The sequence below is a fragment of the Agrobacterium sp. MCAB5 genome (assembly GCF_052114365.1).
In the GTDB taxonomy this organism is placed as follows: Bacteria; Pseudomonadota; Alphaproteobacteria; order Rhizobiales; family Rhizobiaceae; genus Agrobacterium; species Agrobacterium tumefaciens.
In genome coordinates this window covers 1-375 of sequence record NZ_JBFREP010000354.1, presented here as the reverse complement: position 1 = coordinate 375, position 375 = coordinate 1, and the positions used below count along the sequence as shown (strand labels likewise).

Genomic DNA, 375 nt, shown 5'->3' with positions numbered 1-375 from the left:
GGCTGACATAGCCCACTGACGCCGCCACCTCTGCAATTGTTCCAGTCTGGCGGGCGATCATCAGTCTCGCTTCATGGAGCCGCATCGCCTTCACATATTGCATGGGACTTGAGCCTGTCAGCTCCTTGAAATGGACATGGTAGGAAGGAACGCTCATGCCCACCGCTCTGGCAAGGTCCGCGACGGTGATTTCAGAGCCGTAGTTTTTGCGCAGCCATGCCAGGCTCTCGACCAGTTTTCCCGACGTCCCTTTCCGCTGCAGGGCCGCGATCACTGCGCCGCCTTGCGGCCCTGACATGACCCGGTAATGCAGCTCACGCAGGATGGAGTGTCCAAGGACAGCGACCTCAACCGGACTGCCAAGCGCCGTGAGCA

1 protein-coding gene is annotated in these 375 nt (G+C 60.3%); it reads right to left on the bottom strand.

Annotated elements, in window-relative coordinates; all coding sequences use genetic code 11:
* Positions 1–375, bottom strand: a 375-nt coding sequence (locus AB4Z23_RS29000; RefSeq protein ID WP_441361374.1) for a helix-turn-helix domain-containing protein, incomplete at both ends; no start/stop codon positions are given.